At 74.6% G+C, this 26927-nt stretch carries 19 protein-coding genes; 14 read left to right on the forward strand and 5 right to left on the reverse strand.

Features of this window, described 5'->3' with window-relative positions; genetic code table 11:
• The first annotated feature begins 34 nt into the window (after window positions 1-34).
• The 6 genes from ACFY2K_RS38500 to ACFY2K_RS38525 all read left to right on the forward strand — a co-directional run bounded on the left by ACFY2K_RS38500 (window position 35) and on the right by ACFY2K_RS38525 (window position 7872).
• Window positions 35-331: a DUF503 domain-containing protein gene (locus ACFY2K_RS38500; protein WP_030311386.1), complete on the forward strand. Its 297-nt coding sequence runs from the start codon at window positions 35-37 to the stop codon at window positions 329-331.
• 153 nt (window positions 332-484) lie between these two features.
• A complete protein-coding gene (gene rbfA, locus ACFY2K_RS38505; RefSeq protein WP_375896992.1) occupies window positions 485-925 on the forward strand; it encodes a 30S ribosome-binding factor RbfA in 441 nt (146 codons plus the stop codon).
• 2 nt (window positions 926-927) lie between these two features.
• Window positions 928-2031: a bifunctional oligoribonuclease/PAP phosphatase NrnA gene (locus ACFY2K_RS38510; RefSeq protein WP_387717302.1), complete on the forward strand. Its 1104-nt coding sequence runs from the start codon at window positions 928-930 to the stop codon at window positions 2029-2031.
• A gap of 44 nt (window positions 2032-2075) precedes the next feature.
• A complete protein-coding gene (truB, locus tag ACFY2K_RS38515; protein WP_380526642.1) occupies window positions 2076-3005 on the forward strand; it encodes a tRNA pseudouridine(55) synthase TruB in 930 nt (309 codons plus the stop codon).
• 240 nt (window positions 3006-3245) lie between these two features.
• Complete coding sequence (locus ACFY2K_RS38520; RefSeq protein ID WP_387717304.1) at window positions 3246-6866, forward strand: serine protease; 3621 nt, start codon at window positions 3246-3248, stop codon at window positions 6864-6866.
• Between the two features lie 64 nt (window positions 6867-6930).
• On the forward strand, window positions 6931-7872 hold the full coding sequence (locus tag ACFY2K_RS38525) for a bifunctional riboflavin kinase/FAD synthetase (protein ID WP_380533059.1): 942 nt from the start codon (window positions 6931-6933) through the stop codon (window positions 7870-7872).
• A 76-nt stretch (window positions 7873-7948) separates the two neighbouring features.
• Here ACFY2K_RS38525 and ACFY2K_RS38530 read toward each other — a convergent pair whose 3' ends face one another.
• From ACFY2K_RS38530 to eccE, 3 genes are all read right to left on the reverse strand, one after another.
• A complete protein-coding gene (locus tag ACFY2K_RS38530) occupies window positions 7949-10114 on the reverse strand; it encodes a MinD/ParA family protein (RefSeq protein WP_387717306.1) in 2166 nt (721 codons plus the stop codon).
• A 130-nt stretch (window positions 10115-10244) separates the two neighbouring features.
• Window positions 10245-11012, reverse strand: a complete 768-nt coding sequence (locus ACFY2K_RS38535) for a hypothetical protein (RefSeq protein WP_380529307.1) — start codon at window positions 11010-11012, stop codon at window positions 10245-10247.
• Window positions 11012-12415 (reverse strand): type VII secretion protein EccE, encoded by a 1404-nt coding sequence (gene eccE, locus ACFY2K_RS38540; RefSeq protein WP_380529305.1) that lies wholly within the window; start codon window positions 12413-12415, stop codon window positions 11012-11014. Before eccE ends, ACFY2K_RS38535 begins: the two co-directional genes overlap by 1 nt.
• A 211-nt stretch (window positions 12416-12626) precedes the next feature.
• On the opposite strand from eccE, the gene ACFY2K_RS38545 reads away from it, so the two are divergent.
• The 6 genes from ACFY2K_RS38545 to ACFY2K_RS38570 all read left to right on the forward strand — a co-directional run bounded on the left by ACFY2K_RS38545 (window position 12627) and on the right by ACFY2K_RS38570 (window position 18695).
• On the forward strand, window positions 12627-14375 hold the full coding sequence (locus ACFY2K_RS38545; RefSeq protein ID WP_387717309.1) for a type VII secretion protein EccB: 1749 nt from the start codon (window positions 12627-12629) through the stop codon (window positions 14373-14375).
• Between the two features lie 182 nt (window positions 14376-14557).
• Entirely contained in the window at window positions 14558-14860 is a 303-nt protein-coding gene (locus ACFY2K_RS38550; protein ID WP_375896056.1) for a WXG100 family type VII secretion target, read from the forward strand.
• 99 nt (window positions 14861-14959) lie between these two features.
• Window positions 14960-15253, forward strand: a complete 294-nt coding sequence (locus tag ACFY2K_RS38555) for a WXG100 family type VII secretion target (RefSeq protein ID WP_375896059.1) — start codon at window positions 14960-14962, stop codon at window positions 15251-15253.
• Between the two features lie 107 nt (window positions 15254-15360).
• On the forward strand, window positions 15361-16593 hold the full coding sequence (mycP, locus tag ACFY2K_RS38560) for a type VII secretion-associated serine protease mycosin (RefSeq protein ID WP_375896062.1): 1233 nt from the start codon (window positions 15361-15363) through the stop codon (window positions 16591-16593).
• A gap of 125 nt (window positions 16594-16718) precedes the next feature.
• A complete protein-coding gene (locus ACFY2K_RS38565; protein ID WP_375896065.1) occupies window positions 16719-17261 on the forward strand; it encodes a SigE family RNA polymerase sigma factor in 543 nt (180 codons plus the stop codon).
• Between the two features lie 138 nt (window positions 17262-17399).
• Window positions 17400-18695: a hypothetical protein gene (locus ACFY2K_RS38570; protein WP_387717312.1), complete on the forward strand. Its 1296-nt coding sequence runs from the start codon at window positions 17400-17402 to the stop codon at window positions 18693-18695.
• Between the two features lie 84 nt (window positions 18696-18779).
• Here ACFY2K_RS38570 and ACFY2K_RS38575 read toward each other — a convergent pair whose 3' ends face one another.
• Window positions 18780-20183 carry an APC family permease gene (locus ACFY2K_RS38575; protein WP_375896071.1) on the reverse strand — a complete coding sequence of 468 codons (1404 nt, stop codon included), beginning with the start codon at window positions 20181-20183 and terminating at the stop codon, window positions 18780-18782.
• Window positions 20184-20662: 479 nt separating this feature from the next.
• Window positions 20663-24607: a type VII secretion protein EccCa gene (gene eccCa, locus ACFY2K_RS38580; RefSeq protein WP_387717314.1), complete on the reverse strand. Its 3945-nt coding sequence runs from the start codon at window positions 24605-24607 to the stop codon at window positions 20663-20665.
• Window positions 24608-24953: 346 nt separating this feature from the next.
• On the opposite strand from eccCa, the gene eccD reads away from it, so the two are divergent.
• Together eccD and rpsO are read left to right on the forward strand one after the other, a co-directional pair.
• Window positions 24954-26414, forward strand: coding sequence for a type VII secretion integral membrane protein EccD (gene eccD / locus ACFY2K_RS38585; protein WP_375896075.1), 1461 nt, complete (start codon window positions 24954-24956; stop codon window positions 26412-26414).
• A 209-nt stretch (window positions 26415-26623) separates the two neighbouring features.
• The gene (rpsO, locus tag ACFY2K_RS38590; protein ID WP_188302791.1) at window positions 26624-26914 is read left to right on the forward strand and encodes a 30S ribosomal protein S15; all 291 of its coding nucleotides are present in this window, start codon (window positions 26624-26626) and stop codon (window positions 26912-26914) included.
• Window positions 26915-26927 lie beyond the last annotated feature (13 nt).

A 26927-nucleotide genomic window follows, 5' to 3' on the forward strand; every position in this document is an offset into this window, starting at 1 on the left:
CCGAGGCCTTCCAGGTCGGCGAGACCTGTCATACATGTTCGTGGGAACACTCACCTTCGACCTGCTGCTGGGCGACGTCCACTCGCTCAAGGAGAAGCGTTCGATCGTGCGGCCGATCGTGGCCGAACTGCAGCGCAAGTACAGCGTGTGCGCTGCCGAGACCGGGAACCAGGACCTGCACCGCCGGGCCGAGATCGGCCTCGCGGTGGTCGCCGGCGAAGCCGGGTACGTCACCGAGGTCCTGGACAGCTGTGAGCGGTTGGTCGCCGGCCGCCCCGAGGTGCAGCTCCTCTCCGCGAGGAGGCGCTACCACAACGACGACGACGAATGAGGACCGTGGAGCCGGTCGGCGGAAGTCGCCGTTCTCACACGGATCAGGACCGAGAGCGCCCGCAAGGCCGGGCGCGGGCCGGTACTTTGGGGCGTGGGCCCCGACGGGTGCGCAGTTCTCCCGGGTACCGGGCCCATTGCACGAGGAGGCAACGTGACCGACACCGCTAGGGCGCGCAAGCTCGCCGACCGCATCCAGGTGGTCGTCGCCCAGACCCTGGAGCGGCGGGTCAAGGACCCGCGACTGGGGTTCGTGACCATCACCGACACCCGGGTGACCGGCGACCTGCGCGAGGCCACCGTCTTCTACACCGTCTTCGGTGACGACGCCGACCGCGAGGCCACCGCGGCCGCGCTGGAGAGCGCCAAGGGCGTGATCCGCTCCGAGGTCGGCAAGATCGGGGTGCGCTTCACCCCGACGCTGACCTTCGTCGCGGACGCGCTGCCGGAGAACGCCCGGAACATCGACGACCTGCTCGACCGGGCCAAGGCCATCGACGCGGCGGTGCGCACCACCGCCGCGGGCGCGACCTACGCCGGCGACGCGGACCCGTACAAGGTCCCGGCGGCCGAGCGTGACGACGAGGACGAGTAGACATGGCGGGTGAGCCGGCGCAGGCCGCCTCGCGAGCCGGATCGACCACGGGGGCGTCCTCCACCAGCACGGTGGAGGGTGCCCTCGCGGCGCTCCCCGGCCCGCGTGCCGAGGAGAGCGGCTTCGAGCTGGTCTGGCAGCAGGTGGTGGCGGAGATCGGGCGGGCCCGCTCGATCGACCTGATCTGCCACATCTGCCCGGACGGCGACGCGCTGGGCTCCTCGCTGGCGGCGGCCCTGGCGCTGCGCGCGCTCGGCAAGCGGGTGCGGGTCTCCTTCGGCGACGACCCGCAGGTCGTGCCCGAGTCGCTGGCCTTCCTGCCCGGCCAGGAGCTGATCGTGCCGGCCTCCGAGGTGCCGGACGTGCCCGAGCTGGTGCTCTGCTTCGACGTCGCCGCGCAGAGCCGGCTGGGGCTGCTGCACGACAAGGCCTTCGCCGCGCCCGTCCTGGTGGTGTTCGACCACCACGCCTCCAACCCGGGCTTCGGCACCCACCAGCTGATCGACCCGACCGCGCCGGCCACCGCCGTCCTGGTGGACGAACTGCTGCGCCGGCTCGGTGTCGAGCTCGACCAGGAGCTGGCCACCTGCCTGTACACCGGGGTCGCCACCGACACCGGCTCCTTCAAGTACCGGGCGACCACGCCCGCGACCCACGAACTCGCCGGGCGGCTGCTGGCCACCGGCATCCGGCACGACCTGATCTCCCGGCAGCTGTGGGACACCTCCTCCTTCGGCTACCTCAAGGTGCTCGCGGCCGCCCTGGACCGGGCCGTCTTCGAGCCGGAGGCGGCCGACGGGCTGGGCCTGGTGTGGACCTGGGTGCCCTACCAGGACCTGGCGCTGTTCAGCGTCACCGTCGAGGAGATCGAGGGGCTGATCGACATCCTGCGGCGGCCGGCCGAGGCCGAGGTGGCGCTGGTGCTCAAGCAGGACCCGGACGGTACGCTGCGTGGCTCCTCCCGCTCCAAGGGCGCGGTGGACGTCGCCGCGGCCTGTGGTGAACTGGGCGGGGGCGGGCACGTCTTCGCGGCCGGGTTCGCCGCCCGGGAGGACGTCGCCGCGGTGGTCGAGCGGTTCCGGGGCGCGCTGCGGCCGCTCCACTGACCTTCCCGTAGAGCAACTCCCGCACGTACCGGAGAAAGAACCCGATGAAGCGCAAAGGCACCGGCCCGGACGGCCTGGTGATCGTCGACAAGCCCGAGGGCATCACCTCCCACGGGGTCGTCGCCAAGCTGCGGTGGCTGGCCGGGACCAGGAAGGTCGGGCACGCCGGCACGCTGGACCCGATGGCCACCGGCGTGCTGGTGATCGGCGTCGAGCGGGCCACCCGGCTGCTCGGCCACCTGATGCTGACCGCCAAGACCTACGAGGCGACCGTCCGGCTCGGCCAGACCACCGTGACCGACGACCGCGAGGGCGAGGTCACCGCCTCGGCCCCGGCGGACGGCGTCACCCGGGAGGCGATCGACGCCGGGATCGCGGCGCTCACCGGCGAGATCATGCAGGTGCCGTCCAAGGTCAGCGCGATCAAGATCGACGGCAAGCGGTCGTACGCGCGGGTGCGCGAGGGCGAGGACTTCGAGCTCGCCGCCCGGCCCACCACCATCCACTCCTTCACCGTGCACGCGCAGCGCGCGGCGGTCGCCGAGGACGGCACGCCGGTGATCGACCTGGACGTGACCGTGGAGTGCTCCTCCGGCACCTACATCCGGGCGCTGGCCCGCGACCTGGGCGCCGGGCTCGGCGTCGGCGGGCACCTGACGGCGCTGCGCCGCACCAAGGTCGGGCCGTACGGGGTGGAGTCGGCGCGCACCCTGGAGCAGCTGGAGGAGTCGGTCACCGGCGACTCCGCCAGCGGGCTGGAGGTGCTGCCGATCGGGGCGGCCGCGGCGGCCGCGTTCCCGCGCTGGGACCTGGACGAGGCCTCCGCGGAGAAGCTGTCGCACGGCTCCCGGCTCAAGGCGCCCGGGCTGGGCGTGGACGGGCCGATCGCGGTGTTCGGGCCGGACGGGCGCTTCCTCGCGCTGGTCGAGGAGCAGGGCGGCCAGGCGAAGCCGGTCGCGGTGTTCGTCGGCTGAGCCGGCCCGTCCGTCGTACCGCAGACCCCCGTCGGGAGCCCTCCCGGCGGGGGTTCCGCGTCCGGTCCCGGGTTCCCCCGGTGGGGTCCTTCACCCGAACGGTGGGCTTCACCCGCACGGGGGAGCGCGCGAGGTGAACCGCCGTGGTGAACGGCGCGGGCGCGGTCGGGGCGCCCCTGCGGGGGGCAGGCTCCCGGCGGCGAGCGGGCGACGGGCCCGCTCGACGGGTGAGGGGGCTCCATGCCGGGGTTTGCGGAGGGCGATCCGGGGCGGTACCTGCTGCGGATCCGCGACCTCAACGGGCGGCTGCACGGCTTAGGGTTCGCCGCCGACCCGCAGGGCTGGGTGCTCACCGCGCACGAGGCCGTGGCCGGCCTGGACCGGCTGGTGCTGCACACCCCCGGCGGACAGACCAGGGTGCTCGGCGCCGACGCGGTGCTGCCGCTGCCCGAGCACGGGCTCGCGCTGCTGCGCACCGACGCGGTCGGCGGGCTGCCCGTCCCGCCGTTGCCGGTGGCCGCGGTGGGCGCCGGGCACGAGGTGCTGCTGCCCGCCCTGACCGGCGAGGACGGCCGGGCGGTGGTGCTGCGCTGCGGACTGCTGGGCGTCGGCGGCGCCGCGTACGGTGGCCACCTGCTGGCCGGGGTGCCGGTGCTGGACGTGCCCGCGGTGGCCGGGGTCGTGGTGCCGGCCGGCTCACCGGTGCTGGACGCCCGCAGCGGCGCGGTGGTGGCACTGGCCGCGCCGGCCCTGCGCGGACCGCAGTACGGGGGAGCGCCGTACGGCGGGGCGGCCGGTTCCGGGCCGTACGGCGGGGCGCTGTGGGCGGTGCCCGCGGGGGGCGGCGCGGTGGTCGCGCCGGCGCTGGCCGAACTGCTGGAGCGCAACGCGGCGACGGTGCCCGGGTACGGCCCGGCGCTGAACCTGGCCGGGGTGCTGCGGCTGACCGCCGCCCAGCTGGCCGCCGCCGGGGCCGGGCCCGGCCGGGTGGCCGGGCTGGCCGCCGACCGGGTGGACCGGCCGGACGGCCTGGCCGGGGACGAGCCGGAGGCGACCGTCACCGCCCTGGTCGGCGCCCCCGGCAGCGGCCGCTCCACCGAACTGGCCGCCCTGGCCGCCCGCCGCTGCGACGGCGCCCGGCCGCTGCCCACCCTCTGGCTGCGCGGCGCCGACCTGCGCGCCGAGGACCGCTCGCTCGCCGAGGCGGTGGAACGGGCGCTCGCCGCCGCCGCGGCCGAGCTCGGCACCCCGGCGCCCGCGCCGGAGCCGGTGGCGGCGCTGTGCGCGGCGGCCGGACGCCCGCTGCTGGTCGTCCTGGACGGTCCCGAGGAGGCCCCGGCCGAACCGGACCCGCGCTGGCTGCGCGGCGCCGGGCAGTGGCTCACCGGCTGCGGCGCACGACTGCTCACCGCCTGCGGCGAGGAGCTCTGGGAACGGCTGGCGGCCGAGCCCTGGGGCAGCGGCGCCGCCGGCGTCCCCCGCCCGGCGGAACCGGGCCCGGACGGCGACCTGGCCAGCGCCCCCACCGTCCGGATGGACGGCGGCGGGCCCGGCACCCCGACCCTGGCCGGGCACCGGCTGGGCCCGCTGCCCGCCGAGGCGGCCGAGCGGGTGCGCCGCCGCTACGGGCTGCCGCCCGGCCGCCCGGCCGCCGCTGAGGACGCCCGGCACCCGCTGGCCGTCCGGCTGGCCGGCGAGCTGTGGGCGCAGGGCCTGCACGACGGGCCGGCGCTGCGCAGCGAGCTGTTCGGCGCCTTCCTGGACCTGCGCTGCCTGCGGGTGGCCCAGCGGCTGGCCGAGGACGGCCGCCCGCGCCGCCCGGGCGCCCACCGCCGGGGCGCCGCCCGGCCCGCCGGGCCGCGCCGGGGCCGGGTGCGCCGGCTGGCGGCGGCGGTGGCCGGGCGGGTGCACGAGGCGGCCCGGCGGATGCTCGGGGAGGAGCCGGGCGCGCTCGGCCGGGAGGCCTTCCAGGAGCTGTTCCCGGTCGACGGCGGCTGGGCCACGGCGGTGCTCGCCGAGGGGCTGTTCGTCCCCGCCGGGCCCGGCTTCCGCTTCGCCCACGGGGAGTTCGCCGACTGGCTGCAGGGCCGGCACCTGGACCTGGACGCGGCGCTGCGGATGCTGCTCGGCGAGGCCGAGGACACCCCGCCCGGGCCGGAGGGGCCCGGGCCGGGCGTTCCCCGGCACCGGATCGGGCCGGTGACCGCCGCGCTGCGCCGGGTCGCCGAGACCTGGGGCGCGACCGCCCTGGACCCGTGGCTGCACCGGATCTGGCGCGCGCTGGACCTGCGCCCGCCCGGCAGCGAACCCGCCTGGTGGGCGGCCCGGTTGCTCACCGCCGGACTCGCCGCCAGCCCCGACCCGACCGAACACCTCGCGCTGCTCGACCAGTTGGCCCGCCGGACGGCCGAACGGGCGGCCACCGCGGGCGGCTGGCAGGCGGTCGACGGGCTGAACCGCTTCGACCCCGCGTTCTGGACCGGTCTCGGCCTGCCCGTCGAGGCCGAACTCGCCCTGCTGCGCCGCCTGGTGGCCGCCGACGGCCCCGGGCAGCAGTTCCTCGCGGCTGCGGCCGGGCGGCTGCGCGCCGACCCGGCCGCGGTGTTCCCGCTGCTCTGCGCCTGGTTCGACGACCCGGCCGGTCTGCCGGGCCGCCCGGGCCGTACGGTGGCGGACCTCGCCCACGACCTGCTGCACGCCCACCGCCGGTCCGCCCTGGACGAGTTGGCGGACGCACTGGCCGACGCCGCGCACCCGCGGGCGGACGCGCTGCTCACCGTGCTCGCCGCCGAGGAGCCGTCCGCGCTCTGCCGCGCGGTGGACCGCTGGAGCCACGACCGCCGGCCCGAACGGCACGTCGCTGCCGCCGTCCACGCGCTGCGGACCGCCCCGTACGCGAGCGGGGCCGGCACCGAACTGCTGCGCTTCGCCGCGCTGACCCTGCTCGCCCGCGAGGACGAACCGGCCCTGCACGGCGCCGCGCTGGCCCTGCTGGTCGCCGACCCGGTGACCAGGGCCGGGCACCTGGACGCCGCACTCGCCCTGCACCGCGCGGGCGGCGACGCCTTCCTGACCCCGCGCGCCCTCGCCCCGGCCCTGGAGAGCGACCCGGAGCCCGTGCTGGCCGCACTCGCCGACGCCCTGGCGGCGCCCGGCGCGGCCCCCGCCGAGACCCTGCGGGTGCTGGCCGACGCCCGCGCCCCGGTGGCCGCCCGGCGCAGCGCCGACCTGGCCGCCCGGCTGCTGCGCCGCCACCCGGCGCTGGCCGGGCCGGTCGCCGTCGACTACCTCGGCCGTCGGCTGGGGCGGGCCGCGATCGACGGGCCGGCCGCCCGGCTGGAGCTGCGGGTGCTGCTCGGCGGCGTCCTGGCCGCCCCCGCGGCGGCGGTCCGCACGCCCTTCGCCGAGGCGCTGTCCGTCCCGGTGGCCGACCCGGCGGCGGACGCGCTGCGCTGCGAGCTGCTGGACACCCTGCTCGCCACCGAGGCCGACCGGGCGGTGCTCACCACGGCCGTGGAGCGCCTCGCCGAGCACTGCGCGGCCGAGAACCCGGCCCGGGCGCGCGCCGTGCTGGCCCGGGCGGTGCCGGGGCTGGCGGGCGCGGACGAGCTGCTGGTGCGGTGCGCGGGGCGGTCGGCGGCGTTCGCCCGGCTGCTCGCCAGGTGGCCGTCCGACGCCGCCCCGACCGCCCCGGACGGGCCCCGGCTGGCCCGGATGCGGGCCCTGGTGGCGGCCGGCCGGGACGCCCAGTACGCGGCCGCCGAGGCGGAGCGGACCGCGGCCGTGCGGGCCGTCCGTGCGCCGGTGCGCCCAACCCCCCTTCCGGTGCCTGAGCCGGGGCAGGCGCATGGCACGCTATAGGGGTTCGGTTGTGAGCGTTTGAGCGTGCCGAGGGCACGCACCGTACGGAACAAGGAGCAGTCGGGTGCAGCGCTGGCGTGGCCTGGAGGAGATCCCCGGTGACTGGGGACGCAGCGTCGTCACCATCGGCTCGTTCGACGGGGTGCACCGCGGGCATCAGCTGATCATCGGGCGGGCCGTCGAGCGGGCCCGTGAACTGGGCCTGCCCTCGGTCGTGGTGACCTTCGACCCGCACCCGCGCGAGGTGATCCGCCCGGGCAGCCACCCGCCGCTGCTCGCGCCGCACCCGCGCCGGGCCGAGCTGATCGCCGAACTCGGTGTGGACGCGGTGCTGGTGCTGCCGTTCACCACCGAGTTCTCCCAGGAGTCCCCGGAGACCTTCGTCCGGCAGGTGCTGGTGGACGCGCTGCACGCCCGGGTGGTGATCGAGGGCCCCAACTTCCGCTTCGGGCACCGGGCCGCGGGGAACGTCGCGCTGCTCGCCGAGCTGGGCGGGGCGGACGACTTCCAGGTCGAGGTGGTGGACCTCCAGGTGTGCGGCACCGCCGGGGACGGCGAGCCGTTCTCCTCCAGCCTGACCCGCCGCCTGGTCGAGACCGGGGACATGGCCGGCGCGGGCGAGGTGCTCGGCCGCCCGCACCGGGTCGAGGGCGTGGTGGTGCGCGGCGCGCAGCGCGGCCGCGAGCTCGGCTACCCGACCGCCAACGTGGAGACCGTGCCGCACAGCGCCGTCCCGGCCGACGGCGTGTACGCGGGCTGGCTGACCGCCGCGGGCGAGCGGATGCCGGCGGCGATCTCGGTCGGCACCAACCCGACCTTCGACGGCACCGCCCGTACCGTCGAGGCGTACGCCATCGACCGGGTCGGGCTGGACCTGTACGGGCTGCACGTGGCCGTGGACTTCCTGGCCTACCTGCGCGGGATGGAGAAGTTCGACTCCATCGAGGCGCTGCTGGACCGGATGGCCGACGACGTCAAGCGCGCCCGGGAGCTGACCGAGGCCTGAGCCCGGTCCGGCCGCCGCTGCCGGGGAACGCCGAAGGGCCCGCCGACTCCTCCGGGTCGGCGGGCCCTTCCGTACGTCACTGCGGGGGCGCCTGCGGCGGGTAGCCGTAGCCGGGGCCCGGCTGCGGGGCACCGGGCTGCTGCGGCCACGGGGCTCCGGGGGCGGGCTGCTGCGGGTAGCCGTACCCGGGCGGGGGCGGCGGGGCCTGGCCGGGCTGCGGCGCCCACGGCGCCCCCGGGGCGGGCTGGCCCGGGTAGCCCTGCTGCTGGGGATCGGCGTACGGCTGGGGCAGGCCCGGCTGCGGGTAGCCCGCCTGCGCCTGCTGCTGCCAGCCGGCCTGCTGGGCGGCCGCCTGCTGGGCCCGGGCGATGTCCTCGCCGACCAGGGTGGCCAGCTCGAAGTAGGCCTCGCGGACCTTGGGCCGCATCATGTCGAGGTTGACCTCGGCACCGGCCGCCAGGCTCTCGTCGAAGGGCACCACGATGACGCCGCGGCAGCGGGTCTGGAAGTGCGCGACGATGTCCTCGACCTTGATCATCTTGCTGGTCTCGCGCACCCCGGAGACCACCGTGATGCTGCGCTGCACGAGGTCCGCGTAGCCGTGCGCGGAGAGCCAGTCCAGCGTGGTGGAGGCGCTGGAGGCGCCGTCCACGCTCGGGGTGGAGACGATGATCAGCTGGTCGGCGAGGTCCAGCACCCCGCGCATCGCGCTGTACAGCAGGCCGGTGCCGGAGTCGGTCAGGATGATCGGGTACTGGCGGCCCAGCACCTCGATGACCTGGCGGTAGTCCGAGTCGTTGAAGGTCGTCGACACGGCCGGGTCGACGTCGTTCGCCAGGATCTCCAGGCCCGAGTTGAGGTCCTGCGAGGTGAACTGACGGATGTCCATGTAGCTGCGCAGGTGCGGGATGGCCGTCACCAGGTCGCGGATGGTCGCGCCGGTCTGGCGCTTGACCCGGCGGCCCAGGGTGCCGGCGTCCGGGTTGGCGTCGATCGCGATCACCTTGTCCTGGCGCTCGCTGGCCAGCGTGGCGCCGAGCGCGGTGGTGGTCGTGGTCTTGCCGACGCCGCCCTTGAGGCTGATCACGGCGATCCGGTAGCAGCTCAGCACCGGGGTGCGGATGATCTCCAGCTTGCGGGCCTTCTCGGCCGCCGCGGCCTTGCCACCGAACTGGAACCGCGGCTGCTGGCGCTGCTGCTTGGGCTGGCTGCGCAGCAGCCGGTCCGAGGACAGCTCGACGGCGGCGGTGTAGCCCAGCGGCGCGCCGTGGGCGGTCTGCTGCGGGGCGGCGGCCTGCTGGAACGCGGCGGGCGGCGGCGTGGCCGCGCCGCCCTGCGGCGGCCAGGGCTGGGCGGGGGCGGGCGGCTGCGGCTGGCCGGGCTGCCCGGGCTGCCCGGGGTAGGGGTGGCCGGGCTGGGGTTGGGGCTGGGTGGCGGGCGGCTGCTGGTAGGCGCCGGGCTGCGGCCAGCCGCCCTGGCGCGGATCCACCGGGGCGGGCGGCGCGGGCTGCGGCTGGACCGGCTGCGGCTGTGCGTGCTGCGGCGGTGCGAGCTGCTCAGGGTAGGGCTGGCCGAGGTGGGGCTGGGGCTGGGCGGCGGCCGACTGCTGGGCGGCCCAGCCGGCCTGCGGGTCCCAGCCCATCTGCGGGTCCGGCGGAGCCGCCGGAGCCGTCGGGCCCTGGGGCGGTCCGGGCTGGGCCGGCGGCTGCTGGGCGAACTGCTGAGGGGGTACCGGCGGCACCGGCGGACCGGGCTGGGCGGGCGGGGCGGGCGGTCCGGCCTGCGGCACCGGCGCGGCCGCCGGGTACGGCTGCGGCGCGCTCGGCTGGGCCGGTGCCTCCGCCGCCTGCGGCCACGGCTGGGCGGCGAGCGGCGCCTGCGGCTGCTCCGGCGTCACCGCCGGGGCCGCCACCGGGAAGGGGACGTGCTGCGCCTCGGCCTGCACGGGCGCGACCGGCGGCACCGGGGCGGGGAGGGGCGCCGGCTCGGCCGCCGGGGCGGGCGCGGGAGCCGGGGGCGCCAGCGTTTCCGGTGCGGGAGCGGCCGACTCCGGCGTCGGAACCCCGGCCGTCGGAGCCCCGGCCGCCGCGGCGTCAGCCCCCGGGGCCGGCGCGGCGGGCGCCGCCGCCGGGCCCGACTGCACGTACCAGGACGGGGGAGTGTAATCGGGCGCGTCGGACCAGTCGTCGTCGTCCTCCGCCGCGTTGTCGCCGACGTAGACGCCGTCCCGATCGCTGCTCACTAGGGCTCCCTCGTGTTCGCCGCCGCTTGTTCAGCGGTGCCGTTGCCGCAACAAAGACTAGGCCGTTCGGCTGCCCCTGTTGAAGGCGGCTTCGGTTCCGGACCGGGAACGACCGGCCCGGACACGCCCCTCAGTCCATCCGGCGCGGGCCGCCGAGCACCTGCTGTTCGGCCTGGCCGGCCACCGTCCGGACGTACTGGCGCCGCATCCGGGTGGCCCACAGGGTGAGGTCGTCGCCGAGGCCGGGCAGCGCGGCCACGTCCTCCGGCGGCAGCGACAGCACCCGGCCGACCACCTCCGCCTCCTGGGGCATGATCCGCTGCACCCCGACCAGGTCGGCCGCGTTGAGCACCCGGGAGGCGTTCGGGCCGAGGTAGGGCAGCAGGGTCAGCGTGGTCTGCCAGGGCGCGGCGGAGAGCCGGGTGCGCGGCGGGCGGGCGCCGAGGTCGCGCACCACCAGGACGGGCGAGGCCACCGAGGCGCCCTGCGGGCCGAGCCGTCCGACCTGGTGCACCGTCACGCACGGCTGGCCGCCGCCGGCGGCCTGCGCCATCGGGCCCCAGAGCTGGGCGCGGGCGGTCTCCACCGCGACCCGGGCGCCGATCGCGGCCGCGCGCAGCGCGATCACCTGTGCCGTCCACACGCCGCCGACCAGCACCAGGTCGTACGCGCTGGGGCGGAACAGGCCGAGCACCGCGGGCAGGCCCTGCGGGTCGACGCCGATCACCACGCCGTCGTCGCCGACCGGGAAGGCCAGCGCCGCCAGGTCGGCGGCCTCCAGCACGTGCTTCTCCCGGCACGGTCCGCGCAGCCCGAAGCCGGGCAGGATCCGCGGTCGCGGCCGGCGCTGCTCGGTGCCGGGGGTCGGACCGGGGGCGGGGTAGGTCTGGTACGCCATCAGGACGTCCCTCCCAGCGGCAGGGTGGCGAGCATGCCGGGGGCCTGTTCGAGGTCGAGCCGGACCAGGCCGAGGCCGGCGCTCTGGGCCCGCGCCTCCAGCTGGCGGCCGATGTCGCCGACCTCGTCCTCGTTGCGCCCGGTCACCCGCAGGTGGCCGCTGACGGTGACCGAGCCGCCGGTGCCGTGCCCGGCGGTGAGGCTGAACGTGCTGGCCAGTGCGGGGGAGCCGGTGATCAGGTTGACCAGGTCCGGGGCGCCGATCCGGCCGGCCGCGCCGCCGGGGCGGGTCAGCTGCGGCCAGCGGGAGATCCAGTAGGTGCTGTGCCAGCGGTCGTCGATCCGCCAGAAGCGGTTGCCCTCCTGGGTGCGGCGGGTGGTGCCGCCGCCGCTGCCGGTGCCCTGGCGTCCGGCCACCGCGATCGGGTTGGCACAGGTGGCGATGGCGAGGGCGGAGATCAGTTCGCGCTCGTCCAGCACGGTGGCGTTGAACCCGGCGCTGTTGAGCCGTCCGGCCAACTGGTCGGTGACCCGCTGGAGGGCCTTGCGGGCGCCCTCTTCGCCGCCGCCGCGGGCCCGGACGGCGGTGGCCGCGCGCTCCGGGTCGAGCTTGAGGGCGACCCAGGTCAGTCGCAGGCCGGGGGTGGCGGTGCCGTCGGGCAGTTCGCGGTAGCCGCGGGCGGCCAGCGACTGCTCCGGCACGTGCTGGGCCGGGGCGGGCTGGGTGTGCTGGACCAGCTGCACCGACTCCAGGGCGATGTCGTCCACGGTGAGCGCCGAGCAGATCACGTCCAGCGGCAGCGGCAGCGCGGTGCGCACCGGGCGCAGCGGCTGGTCCTTGGCCTGGACGAGCAGCACCGAGCTGAGGAAGGTGCCGTCGCCGACCATGCCGGTCTCCCGGCGCACGGGGCGGCCGCCGAAGTCGGCCTCGGTGGCGTGGGTGCAGGTGCGCAGCGCCGGCTCCAGCTCCAGCGCGGGCGCCAGCGCCGGGTCGGTGCCGGGCGGCGGCAGCAGCGACTTCGCCTGCCTGCGGCGGGACTTGAGGGCCGAGCGGACCCGCAGCAGCTCCGGGACGGTGCGGCCGCGCAGCGGGACGAGCGCCACCACCAGCAGGACCAGCGAGACCGCGCCGAAGCCGGCCGCGACCGGGCGGCTGATCGTCCAGCCGACCGCGACCAGGGCGACCGCGACCTCGACCAGGACCAGCTGCTGGAGCTTCAACCGGCCGCCGAGCAGCCCGGGTCGGGGGTTGACGCGCACCTGGACGGGGCCGCCCCCGCCGCCCGTCGGCGGCCGTTCGGCCGCGGCCCCGGTGGGCGCGGCGCCGCGACGGGCGCGCCCGGACCGGTGCGACCTTCCGCCGCCCGCGTCGGCGCCGCGTTCTGGAGCGGTCTGGCTTGGCATCCCCCGATGGCCCTCTCTGATCCGTTGTCGCGGCCCGGCTGGCTGGTTCGCGGACCGTACCCGTACCGTACTCACCGTCTGCTGCCGCATCGTAGAGGGTTCGGGCCGGATCCCGCCCGGCGGGTGCGGGCCACGGGCAGGTCGGGCCGACGGGAGGCCGGGCACCGCCGGCACGGCGCCGGCACACGTCTGACAGAGGGGGACGACGAGGATGGCATCGCGCCGGGACGAGCTCAACGCGTACACCTTCGCCCGCAAACGCACGGTGGGGGCGTTCCTGCTGCCCTCCGGCGGCGGCAGTGACGAGGACGCGCCGCGCCCGGTGAAGGCGGTGCTGCCGAGCGTGCTGGTGGGGGCCGTGGTGGTGGCCGGGTTCGGGCTCTGGGGGGTGTTCAAGCCCGCCGCCCCGGTGCAGTGGGACAGCGGCAAGAACATCATCCAGGGCAAGCAGTCGACCACCCGCTACGTAGTGCTGACCGACCCGGACGGCAGGACCAAGCGGTTGCACCAGGTGCTCAACATGTCCTCGGCGCGGCTGGTGCTGCCGGTCGACGCCAAGGTCGTGGTGGTGGACGACGGGGTGCTGGACCGCTACCCCAACCACGGCCCGACCATCGGGATCCCGTACGCCCCGGACAAGTTGCCGGGCAAGGACAACGCCAACCAGCCGATGAAGTGGGCGGTCTGCGACCGTCCGGGGTCGGACGACAAGCGGGAGACCGTCAACCAGGCCGTGTTCGTGGCGGCCGGGGCGGACGCGGCGGCGCTGTCCGCGAAGGACCGGATGCTCGGCCCGGACCAGCTGATGCTGGTGCAGCAGGCCGACGACCAGCAGGTGTCGACCACCTCGGCGGCGGGCCAGGCGGTGGCGAGCCTGTTCCTGGTCGACGCGCAGGGCCGCAAGCACGCGATCGGACCGAAGTCCGACGACAAGGAGCGCAAGGCGCTGGTCACCGCGGTCTTCGGGCCCAACGCGGTGCCGCAGCGGGTGAAGCGGGAGTGGCTGGACACCCTGGTGCCCGCGAGCCCGATCGTCTTCCCCGACGTCAAGGAGACGGCGGACAGCCAGGGCCCCAACTCGAACGTGGCCCTGGGCAACGCGGCGGACCGCCGGATCGGCCGGCTGGTGCACTACCAGGACCGCAACTACGTGGTCGGCAAGGACGGCCTGTTCCTGATCACCCCGTTCCAGGCGGAGCTGATCCGGCAGAACCCGGCCTACCAGATGCTCTACAAGTACGACCAGGACAAGCGGCCGCGCAGCGACGAGATGACCCCGGACGACCAGTCCAGGTTCAACACGGACGTCCGGCTGCCGAACACCCCGGACGACTGGCCGTTGAAGTCCGGTGCGCCGGTGAACAACTGGACGAACCGGCAGGACCCCCGCCAGGTGGTGTGCAGCACCTTCGACGGCATGGCCGAGGACGGCCGCACGCCCAGGCGCAGCGTCTGGGCGGGGACGGCCTACCCGGCGGCGTACAACAACGGCGCGGGCGCGGCGTTCGTGACGCCCGGCCACGGCCTGTTCTACCGGGCGGTGGACAACGCGGCCGGCGGTGGCGCCGCGGGTGCCGGGGCCACTCCGACGGCGGCGGCCAACGCCAGCGCCGATGCCAGTGCGGCCGCCAACGCCGGTGCGGCCGACGGCTCCGGCACCGACTTCCTGATCACCGAGACCGGCCTGCGCTACTCCGTCCCGGCCAACGGCGACGGCGGCCACGGCCCGTCGGCGACGGCGAGCGGTGCGCCGAAGGCGGCGACCCCGGCGCCGGGCGCCCAGAACCCCGGGGCGGGGGGCCAGCCCACCCAGAACCCGGACGACCAACCCGGCGGCAACCAGGCGCGGTTGGGCTACCAGAACGTCCAGCCGCTGCCGGTGCCCAAGGAGTGGTCGAACCTGGTCCCGGCCGGCCCGCCGCTGACCGCGAAGAGCGCCGCGCAGCCGCAGAACGCCTGATCGGCCAAGCCCGGCAACGGAATTGGCCCCAGTGTCATGGTCTGGTAACTAGTGGACGCTCGATGTTGGGCGAGTTGCGTGTGCCGACTACAGTGCTGCTGGACATCACACGGGTGATGCGACGACGGGGCCCCGGGGGCCCTCCGTACACACAATGTTTGTCTCATGGGGGATGGTGGAGCATGAGTGACGGCCAGTTCACGGTGACCGCTCAGGAGATGATGGACTTCGCCGGGAAGATCGAGACGGCCATCGGCCAGATCGAGACGGAGCGCAAGGCGCTCCAGACCACGGTCGAGAACATCACCAGTGGCTGGAAGGGCCAGGCGGCGGACGCCTACAAGGTCCTCCAGGGCAAGGTCAACACGGACGTCGACGACCTGCGCAAGTCGCTGACCGCGATCAAGCACGCCATCGAGCTCACCACCAAGCACTACGCGAGCGCGGAAGAGGAGCAGAAGGCGCTGTTCGGCCCGCAGGGCTGAACGCCGCAGAGCTGACCAGCACTCTGTTCCGACCGTCCGTTCGACGGGGCGCCCGCGGCTGAGCGCCGGGTGCTCCGCATCCTCGTCAAGGGAGACATTGTGACCGACCACATCCTCGTCAACTTCCAGACCCTCCACCAGGCGTCGCAGGACGTGCAGAACTCGGCGAACAAGATCGAGGGCATGCTGTCCGACCTGCGCAAGGAGGTCACCAAGATCTCCCAGGGCTGGCAGGGCCAGGCCCAGCAGGGCTACAACGCCCAGCAGGCCAAGTGGGACTCCGCCGCCCAGGACCTCAAGGAGACCTGCGCCAAGATCTCCGGTTCGCTGGAGAGCGCCGCGCAGAGCTACAACGCGACCGAGAAGAAGAACGCCGGTCTCTGGCAGCAGTAGTCGACCGACCGTTCCCGGACGGGAACGACAGGGGCGGGCGCCCGGATCCCGGGCGCCCGCCCTTCGGCGCGCGGAGCGGCACGGGGGCGAACATGAGGGGTGGCAGGGTGTCCGGACGCGGGTTCCGCAGGACGGCCGCGGCGCTGGCCGCGTTCACGGTGCTGGGCGCTCCGGCGGCCGCCCCCGCGTACGCGGACGGCGGGCCCGGGCTGGCCGCCGCCGGTGACTGCCCCCGGCCCGCGCCCGACGTGCCGACCGTGCCGTGGTCGCTGCAGCGGATACTGCTCGACCAGCTCTGGCAGGGCGGGGCGACCACCGGCAACGGCGTGACGGTCGCCGTCATCGACACCGGGGTCGACGACAGCAACCAGCAACTGCACGGCAGGGTGGACGTGGGCCCCACCCTGCTGATCGACAAGCAGAGCAACAAGGCCGTCGACGGCAACTCCCTGACGGACACGGTCGGCCACGGCACCAAGGTGGCCGGCATCATCGCCGCGGGCCGCAGCGACCGGACCGGCTTCGTCGGGCTCGCCCCCGACGCCAGGATCTACGCGATCCGGCAGAACGACAGTGCGGGCAACGGCGACGTCTCCACCCTGACCGCGGCCATCAACGACGCGGTCGACAAGCACGTCGGGGTCATCAACATCTCCCAGGACGTGCGCGGCGCGGGCGATGCCCGGTTCGGCGGCTACCAGGAGTTGAAGGCCGCGATCGAGCGGGCCGAGCAGAACAAGGTCGTGGTGGTCGCCTCCAGCGGCAACGACGGCAACGAGGGCGACACCTACCCGGGCGCCTTCCCGACCGTGCTGTCCGTGGGCGCCTCCGACCGCAACAACGAGCGCGCCCCGTTCTCCCAGTACGGCTCCTTCGTGAAGGTCGCCGCGCCCGGTGTCGAGATGCTCTCCACGGTGCCCGGCGGCGGCCAGTGCGTGGACAACGGCACCAGCTTCGCCGCCCCGTACGTCTCCGGGCTCGCCGCACTGCTGGTCGGCGCGCACCCGAAGTGGACGCCGGCCCAGGTGCGGGCCTGGATCGAGCAGACCGCCCAGCGCACCGAGCGCGGCCCGAACCGGTTCATCGGCTGGGGCGTGGTGGACCCGGTGAAGGCCGTCACCACGGCGCCCGAGAACCCGCCGTCCGAGCCCGCCCAGGACGCTCCCGTGCAGCTGGCCGCGGCCCCGATCGTGCCGGCCCCGGTCGGCCTCGGCGAGACCCAGGCCGACCGCGACGGCCGTACCGCCACCTACGTGGTCGGCGTCGGCGCGCTGCTGGTCGCCCTGCTGATCGGCGGCGGCGTCGTGCTGCGCGACCGGCGCCGCGGCTCCGCCGACTGACCCGCCGCCCGCACGCCCGCGCGGCGGTCACGGGAAACGTCGTGGAACGCCTGTAACACCGGCGGCGGTCCACCGCATCCATCAAGTGTCGGCGGGGCACACGGACGCGGGGGAGCGACGGGCACATGGGATGGATCAGGGGTGGCCGGGAGGCCAAGGACGCGGAGTTCCTGGAACTCGTCTCCAGCCGCACCGGGCACCTCTACCGCTCGGCCTGTCTGCTCACCAGCGGCGACACCCACTACGCCGAGGACCTCGTGCAGGAGGCCCTCAGCCGGATGTACGTGCTGTGGCGGCGCAGCGCCTTCACCGGCGGCCGCCACCGGATCGACAACCCGGCGGCCTACACCCACACGGTGATGGTGCGCACCTTCCTCGCCCAGCAGCGCCGCCGCTCCAGCGGCGAGCGCCCGACCGAGGCGCTGCCGGAGGCGGCCGGGCAGGACACGGACAGCAGTCTGCGGCTGACCCTGCTGGACGCGCTGGGGCGGATGTCCGCCGCGGACCGGGCCGTGCTGGTGCTGCGCTACTGGGAGGACCGCAGTGTCGAGCAGACCGCCGAGGTGCTGCGGCTCTCCTCCGGCGCGGTCCGCACCAGGACCACCCGGGCGCTGGCCCGGCTGCGCACCCTGCTCGGCGACTCGCTGGCCGAGCTCTCGGCCCGCTGAAACGTCCCGCCCGTCGGCACACCCCGCCCACCGGCACCGGCACACCGGCACCGGCACACCGGCACCGGCACACCGGTACGCCCCGCCCACCCCGCATTTCCCCGCTACTTCCGCGACGCAAGGAGACGGTGATCCGCCATGCCCGAGCAGGACAAGTTCGAAGACGACCTCCTCTACGCCCTCACCCGCACCGGTGAGGGATTCCGCCCCGAGCAGGCCGACCAGGCCGGGATGGTCGCGGGCGGCTACCAGCGGGGCCGCCGCCGCTGGCGCAGCCGTTCGACCGCCGCGGTGGTGGGCGGCGCCGCCGCGCTGGCCCTGGTGGGCACCGGAGCGGTGTACCTGACCGGGTCCGGCTCGCCGTCCGGTACGACCACGGTGGCGGCCGCCTCCACCGGGGCGGCGTCGGGGAGCACGGGCACGAGCGCCGCGCTGACCCCGGCTTCGACCGGTACGCCGACCCCGAAGGAGGTCAGCGGCGACGAGGTGCTGGCCGCCTTCCAGGCGCTGCTGCCCAAGGGCCAGGTCACCGACGGCAAGGGCACCGGCACCGGGTCGCCGTCCGGCAAGCCGGGCGGCTCCGTCAACGCGGGCGCCACCCTGCTCTTCGACGACGGCCAGGGCAAGGCCGCGATGGGCATCTCGCTCACCCGGCTGGCGTCGAACGACCCCAACCGGGCGCAGAACGCCTGCCCGGACAAGAAGCTGGTCCAGTACGACGCCTGCTCCAGCACGAGTGTGCCGGGCGGCGGTTCGCTGACCGTCCTCCAGGGCTACGAGTACCCGGACAAGCGGGCCACCACCAAGTGGTGGAACGCCAGGCTGATCGGCCAGGACGGCCGGCAGGTCGAGCTGTCGGAGTGGAACTCCCCGGCCGAGAAGGGCGCGCCGGACAGCCGGCCGGCCCCGCCGCTGTCGCCCGAGCAGCTCAGGGCGATCGTCACCGACAAGGCCTGGGACCCGGTGGTCGCCGCGATCCCGGAGCCGAAGCCGGTTCCGGTGCGCGACACTTCCAAGGAGTACAGCGCGAAGGAGATCCTGACGACCGTCGCCGGACTGCTGCCGAGCGGACTGACCGAGACGGAGCCCGGCGGCGACGGCCCCGGCTACGCCAACTTCGTGCTGAACGACGGCAAGGGCAAGTCCATGGTGCAGCTCAACGTGCAGGACTGGAGCGGTGACCGGGGCAACTCGTTGTTCGGCGACGCCAGCACGCTGCCGGACGGCACCAAGGTGGTCGTCCGCAAGGGGAGCGACAAGCCGGGCGTGGGCATGTGGACCGTCGACACCCTGCACCCGGACGGCCTGCGGGTGGTGATCAGCTCGTTCAACAGCGGCACCCAGACGAGCCCGGCGACCCGCAAGACCCCGGTGCTGACCGACGACCAGATGCAGACGATCGCCGCCGCCCCGGTCTGGAAGCTGAGGAAGTAGCGCGGCGGTGCGGACGCGGCGGTGCCCCGGGCCTGGGGGAGGTCCGGGGCACCGCCGCGTGGGGGAGGGGTGGGGGATCGGGGGTCAGCCCTGCTGGTCCTCGGGGAGGCTGATCACCCAGCGGGTGTCCTGCCGGGGGCGCAGGTAGAACAGCCAATAGAGGGTGGCGGCGGCGGTGATGCCGCCGGTCCACAGCAGGGGTTCGGCGTCCAGCTGGGTCATCACGTACACCAGGACGACGATCAGCAGCGCCGGGACGGCGGGCCACAGCGGCATCCGCCAGGCGGCGGCGTGCTTGTGGTGGCCGCGGCGGGAGAGCAGCGAGGCGATGGCGACCAGCAGGTACATCGCGGTGACGGCGACGCCGGTGATGTTGCTGAGGAGTTCGCCCTTGACGAAGCAGAGCGCGGCGCCGGGCAGGCCGACCGCGAGGGTGGCGATCCAGGGGGAGCCGAAGCGGCCGAGGGTGCCGAAGGCCTTGTTGACGGGCTCGGGCCAGGCCTTGTCGCGGGCGGAGGCGAACAGCACCCGGGAGTTCTGGATGACCATGACGATGCCGGCGTTGATGATCGCCAGCGCGATGCAGAGGCTGATGAAGGTGCCGACGGCGGAGTTGCTCCAGGCGGTGACCATGCCGGAGATGTCGCCGGAGGTCAGGGTCTGCAGGTCGGGGGCGCCCAGGGTGATGGCGGCGACCGGGATCAGGATGATGGCGCTGGAGAGGCCGAGGGTCCACAGCACGGTGCGGGAGACCGTGCGGCGGGGGTTCTCCAGCTCCTCGGAGAGGTAGACGGCGGTGGAGAAGCCCTGGGTGGCGAACAGCGCGATGCCGAGGGCGCCGATGATGGCGCCGATGCCGACGGGGCTGGCGGCGCCGCCGTCGGTGGAGACCAGGCCGTGCAGCAGGCTGGGGTGGGCCGCGTTGGCGTGGGAGAAGCCGAGCACCGAGACCACGCCGGCCGCGATGACCTCCAGGACCAGGAAGATGCCGGTGATCCAGGCGTTGGCGCGCAGGTCGAGCAGGCCGGCCAGGGTGGCGGCGAGCATCACGGCGGCGCCGGCGATCGGCTTGTCGACGTGCAGGACGGGCGCCAGGTAGTCGGCGGTGCCGAGGGCGATGACCGAGGGGACGATCATCACCACGATGAGCGACTGGATGAAGACCAGCCAGCCCGCGAGCCGCCCGGCCAGGGTGCCGACCATCGCGTACTCGCCGCCGGCGCTGGGGATCAGGGTGCCGAGTTCGGAGTAGCAGAACGCGACCGCGACGCAGAGGACGGAGCCGATGGCGATCGCCAGCGCGGTGGCGCTGCCGATGCTGGAGAACAGTTCCGGCACGATCACGAAGAGCGTCGACGCGGGGGTGACGCAGGACAGCGTGAGCAGGGTGCCGCCCACGACGCCGATCGAGCGCTTGAGCTGCTGGGGTGCGGCCGCGCCGTCCGCCGTGGCGGCTACGTTCTGTGGCGGGCGAAGCGTGTCGGTCATGTGGATTCCGATCGGCTCTGTTCGGTCCTGGGACGGGAGCGGTATCGCCTCCGCTGGCTCGTTGCTCGGGTCTGGTCCGGTCGCTCCCGGGCCGCCATGGAACCTTGGGCGTATTGATTGCGTCAACGCCGGAACTGCTTCGGAATCCGTTGCGGTGAACGGCATAAGCATGCGATCCGATGATCACTTAGGGTCATGGCGCTGTTTGTCCGACTTGTTACTTTGGCAACATCAGGCATGAATCAAAGGTGAACGGTGTGTTGCGGGCCACCATTCAAAGGCCGCGACTCGGTCGTACGGCGACACGCCAGGTGTGACCCCGCCGTTCGGCAACTGCCCAGGTGGGTACGGGAACCGCAGCCCCGGCCCGGAAAGATCTAGGTAACGTTTCAGCACCTGGGACGCGGAAGGGGTCGGACTCCGCAGAGTCCGACCCCTTCACTCACTGTCCGTAGCGGGCGGCCCGTGGCCGCGCCCGGTCACTGCACCGGCAGCCAGCCCGTCTGGACCATCTGCCCGTTGGTCGCACGGCGTGACACGAACACCCCGCGGCCCGGCGGCAGCGCCTGCGGCTTGACCGTCCCCAGCAGCGCGCCCTCGTCCCGGTTGCCGGACAGGATGACGCCCTGCCCGCCCAGCTCGCGCATCCGCTGCATCACCGGCTCGTACAGCGAGCGCCCGGCGCCGCCCGCGCTGCGGGCCACGATCACCCGCAGGCCGATGTCCCGGGCGAACGGCAGGAACTCGGCCAGCGGTGCCAGCGGGTTGCCCGAGCCGGTGGCGACCAGCTCGTAGTCGTCGACGATCACGAACATGTCCTTGCCGGTGTACCAGCTGCGGTTGCGCAGCTGTTCGGCGGTCACGTCCGGGCCGGGCAGGCGGCGGGCGCAGGCCCCGCGCAGCATGTCCACGATGGCGGTCATGGCCGGCTGCGCGGCCGCGTACTCCACCAGGAACTCCGGCGGGACGGTGCCCAGCAGGGCGCGCCGGTAGTCGCCGACCACGATGCCCGCCTGGTCCGGGGTGTAGCGCTCGGTGATCTGCTTGATCAGCATCCGCAGCAGCGCGGACTTCCCGGACTCGGTGTCGCCGAACACGATGAACAGCGGGTCGGTCTCGAAGTTGACGAACACCGGCGCCAGCTCGGCCTCGTCCACGCCGAAGCAGACGCCGCGCTCCGGGTGCTCGAAGCCCTTCGGCAGCGAGGTCCCGTCCAGGACGGCCGGCAGCATCCGCACCTGCGGGGCGCGCGGGCCGGTCCAGGCCCCGTCGACCGCGGCGACCAGCCCGGCCACGCCGTCCTGGAGGTCGTCCACCGAGGGGGAGCCGTCCAGTCGCGGCAGGCCGCTCAGGAAGTGCAGCCGCTCCGCGGTGATCCCGCGCCCGGCCAGCGGCGGGACGTTCTGCGCCACCCGGCGGTCGACCTCGGACTCCATCGCGTCGCCGAGCCTGAGCTCGATGCGGTTCTGCAGCAGGTCCTTGAGCGCGGGGCGGACCTCCGCGTACCGGGCGGCGCTGATCACCAGGTGGACGCCGTAGCCGAGGCCGCGCTGGGCGATGTCGCCGATCACCGGCTCCAGCCCCTCGAACTCCTGCTTGAAGGTGTTCCAGCCGTCGATCACCAGGAAGACGTCGCCGAAGGCCTCGTCGGGCAGCTGCCCGGCGGCCCGGCGGGCCCGGTAGGTCGCGATGGTGTCGATCCCGGTCGCCCGGAACAGCTCCTCGCGCCGGTTCAGCACCGCGTGCACCTCGGAGACCATCCGGCGGACCTTGTCCACGTCCAGCCGGCCCGCCACCCCGCCGACGTGCGGCAGCCCGAGCAGCGACTGGAAGCTGCCCGCGCCGAAGTCCAGCAGGTAGAACTGCACCTCGCGCGGGGTGTGGGTGAGGCCGAAGGCCGCCGTCATGCCGCGCAGCACGGTCGACTTGCCCGAGCGCGGGCCGCCGACCACCAGGCCGTGGCCGGCCGCCCCGGAGAAGTCGACCTCCAGGATGTCGGTCTTCTGCTCGCGCGGCTTGTCCACGATGCCGATCGGCGCGCGCAGCCGCCCGCCCGGGTAGCCGGGCGCGGTGAGTCCGCGGTCGGGGACGACCTGCAGCGGCGGCAGCAGGTGGTCCAGGCTCGGCGCCTCGTCCAGCGGCGGCAGCCACACCTGGTGGGCGGCCGGGCCCTGGCCGGACATCCGCTGGACGAAGACGTCCAGCACGGTGTCCACCAGCGCGTCGTCCTGCTCCTGGACCTGCGGCGCCTCCTCCTCCACGGGGGCCGGCGGCAGGTCCACGAAGGCCGAGGTGAACTCCACCGGCCGGGTGTTCACCCGCCGGCCGCCGGTCGACCGCTGCTGCCCCGGCGCCCGGTAGGGCCCCGAGACGTACGCGGCCTTGAACCGGTCCATCACGTCCTCGCCGAACTTGAGGTAGCCGACGCCCGGCACCGGCGGCAGGTGGTACGCGTCCGGTACGCCGATCGCCGCCCGCGACTCGGCCGCCGAGAAGGTGCGCAGGCCGATCCGGTAGGAGAGGTAGGTGTCCAGGCCGCGCAGCTTGCCCTCCTCCAGGCGCTGCGAGGCCAGCAGCAGGTGCACGCCCAGGGAGCGGCCGATCCGGCCGATCTGGATGAACATCTCGATGAAGTCGGGCTTGGCGGTGAGGAGTTCGGAGAACTCGTCGATGATCAGCACCAGCGAGGGCAGCGGGTCCAGCGCCGCGCCGGCCGCCCGGGCCCGCTCGTACTCGTGGATGTTGGCGTAGTTGCCGGAGCGGTGCAGCAGCTCCTGGCGGCGGTGCAGCTCGCCCTCGATCGCGTCGCGCATGCGGTCGACCAGGGTGAGCTCGCCCTCCAGGTTGGTGATCACCGCGGAGGTGTGCGGCATGTCCGCCATGCCCAGGAAGGTCGCGCCGCCCTTGAAGTCGGCGAGCACGAAGTTGAGCGTCTCCGAGGAGTGGGTCATCGCCAGCGCCAGCACCAGGGTGCGCAGCAGCTCCGACTTGCCGGAACCGGTCGCGCCCACGCACAGGCCGTGCGGGCCCATGCCCTCCAGCGCGGCCTCCTTGATGTCCAGGTAGACGTGCTCGCCGCCCGCGCCGACGCCGATCGGCACCCGCATCCGCTCGTGCTGGGCGCGCGGGCGCCAGCTGCGGGCCACGTCGAAGGAGCCCGGGTCGCCCGAGCCCATCATGTCGGTGAAGTCCAGGTTGGACAGCAGCGGCTCGTCGTCCCCGCCGGCCGAGGCCCGGTACGGCGCCAACTGCCGCGCCAGCGCCTCGGACTGCCACAGCGAGAGCAGGTCAGGCTTGCCGCTGTACGTCGCCCCGGAGGCCGAACGCAGCACCAGCTCCTGCGGGGTGACCGTCACCATCAGGTGCCCGCTCGGCTCGTCCACCTCACCCGGGACGACCTCGATGACGGTCACCCCCTGCACGCCCTCGGGGCCGGCCAGCACCGAGTCGTGCGGCACCCCGGCGCCGTCCATGATCACCACCAGGTGCGGCTGGTCCGCGGCGGGCGCCGCGTCCCGGACGAAGCGCTGGCGGCCGGCCAGCTCGTCCTGCAGCAGGTACTCCAGCTCGCCCAGGTCGGCGGCGCTCAGCCGGCGCGAGCCCGCGCCGTCGCTCTCCTTGCGGTGCTGGTTGTGCGGGAGCCACTTGGTCCAGTCCCACTCCTCGGCCGCGCCGGGGGCCGCGGCGACCGCGATCAGCAGGTCGTCCGGCGAGTGCAGGGTGGTCAGTTGGGCGATCATCGCGCGCACGTTCCCGTACACCGAGTCCGGGTCCCCGCACACCGTGATGTGGTAGAAGGCCCGCAGCGAGACCGCCAGCGGCAGGTCCTGGAGGGTGCCGTGCGCCTTGAGGAACGAGTGCATCGCGGCCGCCGACAGCGGCTCCAGCTCGTCCATCGGCGCGGTCTGCGGCGCCACCAGCGGGGTGGACAGCTGCACCGGCCCGAGGCCGACCCGGATCTGCGCGAAGTCGCCGTCCGCCGTCCGCCGCTCCCACAGCCGGCGGCCGTCCTCGACGATCGACCAGAGCTGCTCCGGCGCCGGGTTCAGGAACAGCAGCGCGCCGCGCTGGCTCTCCGCCGTGCGGCGCACCTGGCGGCGGGTCTGCTGGAGGTACTTGAGGTAGTCGCGCCGCTCGTCCGCCATCACGGTCGAGCCGCCCCGGCGGGCCCGCACGATCTGGGCCAGCACCATGCCGACCGTCGAGACGATCATCAGACCGCCCATGATCTTCATCGGCGCGGCCGCACCCGGCGAGAAGAAGAACACCGCCGAACCGCCCATGCCGAGCATCGGCAGGATGCTCATCAGCCAGTCCTCGCCGCCCTGCCGGGGCAGCTCCGGTGGACTGACCAGCTCCACCGGCTCGTCCGGCACCGTCGGCGGGTAGGCCCTGGCCGGTCGCTTGACCATGATCACACCCATGCGTCACCCACCCCGCGGCGTCGATCGATCACTTCGGCATCAGCCCTCACGCGACTGCGCTCGGCCCGGTACGGGATTCCCGTGGCTGAGGACGCCCCACACAGCGCAGCCCCCGTACCACCTCGCGCAGGCGCCGATCCTACATAGCGGCGCACAGCGGGGCGTGCCCGCACCGACGGGGGCCGCACCCCGCACCGGCACCGGGCACGAACCGAGCGGGTAGGGTAACGCCGCGCCAACTCGCGGCCCGGCCGGGCCGGTTCCACAGCCACCCCGCGCGCCACCGTGCCGCGGCACCGTCCACACAGGGGGAGCGTCCAGTGCGTCGAAGGATCGAGGTGCCGTCGTGAGCGCGACAGCCGCCACGGGCTACTGCCGGGTGACCGTCGTCGCCCCGGACCGCCGGATCGACGTCGCCCTGCCCGAGGACGTCGCCCTCGCCGACGTCTACCCCGAGGTGCTGCGGCTGGCCAACCAGAGCCAGCCCGACGGCACCCCCACCGGCTTCCACCTGGTCCGCCGCGACGGCACCGTCCTCGACAGCAGCCTGTCCCTGGCCGCCCAACACGTCCGCGACGGCGACCTGCTGGCGCTGCGCCCCTTCGCCGAGTCGCTGCCGCCCGCCGTCTACGACGACGTCGCCGACGCCATCGCCAGCGCCGTCGAGGCCGACCGCCGGTTCTGGACCGTCGACCTCATGCGCGGCTTCGGCCTGATCGGCGCCGGGGTGCTGCTCACCCTGCTCGGCTTCGCGCTCTGGTTCTCCGACCTGCGCCACGACATGCACAGCCTGCCCGGCGTGCTGGCCGGCGTCGCCGCCGTGGTGCTCACCGCGCTCGCCGGGGTCCGCGCCCGGGTCTACCAGGACGCCCACGCCGCCGTCGCGCTCGGCCTCGGCGCCCTGCCGCACGCCATGATCGCCGGCAGCGGCGTCATCGCCGTCGCCCACCCGTGGGACGGCCCCGGCCGGCTCCAGTTCCTCACCGGCTGCGTCACCGTCCTGGTGATCTCCGTGCTGCTCGCCGGACTGCTCCCGGACAAGGACGCGGTGTTCGTCGCCGCCGCCTTCGTCGCCACCGCCGGCGCGCTCGCCACCTTCGCCGCCGTGCTGATGCCCGACACCCCGGCCGGGAACATCGCCGCCGTCACCGGCGTCGCCGCCGTCGCCGCGATCGGCTTCCTGCCCAGCCTCTCCGCCCGCTTCGCCCGGCTGCCGGTCGGATTCAGCGCCCCCGGCCAGACCCGCACCCGCAGCCGCGACTACGACGAGGAGGCCGAGCGCGCCGAGGCCGTCCAGTACGAGCGGATCGCCCACCAGGCCCGCCGCGGCCACGAGGTGCTGGTCGGCCTGGTCGGCGGCTGCGCCGCGGTCGTGGTCGGCGCCTGCGCCGTCCTCTCCTTCACCGACCGGACCTTCCCCGAACTGCTCGCGCTCGCCCTCGGCATCGCCGCCATGCTGCGCGCCCGGCTGTTCCGCTACACCGCGCAGGTCCTCAGCCTCACCGTCGCCGGCCTGCTCGGCCTGTGCCTGCTGATCGTCGGGCTCTCCCTGCACACCCCGCAGTTCGTCCTGCGCGCGGCCGGCTCCAGCACCGAGCTCGACCTGCGCACCATCTGGCTGGCCGCCTCCGTCGCCTTCGGGGCCGCGCTGCTCACCGCGATCGCCCTGGTGGTGCCCCGGCTGGGCGTCTCCCCGTTCTGGGGCCGCATCCTGGACCTGGTGGACAGCCTCACCCTGATCTCGCTGGTCCCGCTGGCGCTCGCCGTGCTGAACGTCTACCGGCTGGTCCGCGGCGCCACCGGCTGACCGCGCACCCCCCGCCGCCGGGCGCCCGCCACCCGCCGCCCACCCGCCGACCGGCCGGGTGGGCGGCACTGGTACCCTTGGCCTTCGAGCGCAGCCGTGTGTCCACCCCTTCGTGGGCCGTCGACCGCGGACAGCGCTCGCGACACCGAGTTCTCGCAGAGTCCTGTGCTGTCGACCAGGACCGCTCGGTAGACCTTGAAGGAGTTGCAGTGGCACTCGCCTCTGACGTCAAGAAGCAGATCTTCGCCGAGTTCGGCCAGAAGGAGGGCGACACCGGTTCCCCCGAGGTCCAGGTGGCCATGCTCTCCCGCCGCATCTCGGACCTGACCGAGCACCTCAAGTTCCACAAGCACGACCACCACTCGCGTCGTGGCCTGCTGATCCTGGTCGGCCAGCGCCGCCGCCTCCTGCAGTACCTGGCCAAGAAGGACATCGAGCGTTTCCGTACGCTCGTCGACCGCCTGGGCATCCGTCGCGGTGCCGCCGGCGGCGCCCGCTAAGACCGCCGCAGGG

This window comes from Kitasatospora sp. NPDC001309, from assembly GCF_042896295.1.
GTDB lineage: Bacteria > Actinomycetota > Actinomycetes > Streptomycetales > Streptomycetaceae > Kitasatospora.

Bases quoted from the DNA above. Each gene is read 5' to 3' on its own strand.
- ACFY2K_RS38565 (WP_375896065.1), top strand. From the start codon at position 16,719: ATGGGATGGATCAGGGGTGGCCGGGAGGCCAAGGACGCGGAGTTCCTG.
- ACFY2K_RS38520 (WP_387717304.1), top strand. From the start codon at position 3,246: ATGCCGGGGTTTGCGGAGGGCGATCCGGGGCGGTACCTGCTGCGGATC.
- ACFY2K_RS38570 (WP_387717312.1), top strand. From the start codon at position 17,400: ATGCCCGAGCAGGACAAGTTCGAAGACGACCTCCTCTACGCCCTCACC.
- ACFY2K_RS38550 (WP_375896056.1), top strand. From the start codon at position 14,558: ATGAGTGACGGCCAGTTCACGGTGACCGCTCAGGAGATGATGGACTTC.
- truB (WP_380526642.1), top strand. From the start codon at position 2,076: ATGAAGCGCAAAGGCACCGGCCCGGACGGCCTGGTGATCGTCGACAAG.
- ACFY2K_RS38575 (WP_375896071.1), bottom strand. From the start codon at position 20,183: ATGACCGACACGCTTCGCCCGCCACAGAACGTAGCCGCCACGGCGGAC.
- eccE (WP_380529305.1), bottom strand. From the start codon at position 12,415: ATGCCAAGCCAGACCGCTCCAGAACGCGGCGCCGACGCGGGCGGCGGA.
- ACFY2K_RS38510 (WP_387717302.1), top strand. From the start codon at position 928: ATGGCGGGTGAGCCGGCGCAGGCCGCCTCGCGAGCCGGATCGACCACG.
- ACFY2K_RS38545 (WP_387717309.1), top strand. From the start codon at position 12,627: ATGGCATCGCGCCGGGACGAGCTCAACGCGTACACCTTCGCCCGCAAA.
- ACFY2K_RS38535 (WP_380529307.1), bottom strand. From the start codon at position 11,012: ATGGCGTACCAGACCTACCCCGCCCCCGGTCCGACCCCCGGCACCGAG.
- ACFY2K_RS38500 (WP_030311386.1), top strand. From the start codon at position 35: ATGTTCGTGGGAACACTCACCTTCGACCTGCTGCTGGGCGACGTCCAC.
- eccCa (WP_387717314.1), bottom strand. From the start codon at position 24,607: ATGGGTGTGATCATGGTCAAGCGACCGGCCAGGGCCTACCCGCCGACG.